This window comes from Clostridium sp. MCC345 (assembly GCF_018785345.1).
Taxonomy (GTDB): Bacteria; Bacillota; Clostridia; order Lachnospirales; family Anaerotignaceae; genus Anaerotignum_A; species Anaerotignum_A faecicola.
Genome location: NZ_WQPP01000053.1, coordinates 1 through 218, shown reverse-complemented (window position 1 = coordinate 218; position 218 = coordinate 1). Strand labels below are relative to the sequence as shown.

Annotated in this window: 1 pseudogene; it reads left to right on the top strand. The window is 53.2% G+C overall.

What is annotated here, in order from left to right:
• A pseudogene (locus GPK49_RS13220) lies at nt 1-218 on the top strand (relaxase/mobilization nuclease domain-containing protein); the annotation flags it as partial.

Below are 218 nucleotides of genomic sequence, written 5' to 3'. Positions count from 1 at the left end.
AGCGGGAATATCCATGTGCATATCGTCATCAACTCCCTGCGGATTTACGAAGTCCCGCTTCTGCCCTACATGGACAGACCAGCCGACACAAGGGAGGGCTGCAAGCACCGCTGTACCAATGCCGCTATGGAATATTTCAAGAGTGAAGTCATGGAGATGTGCCACCGGGAGGGGCTTTACCAAATCGACCTCTTGAACGGCAGCAAGGAACGGATAAC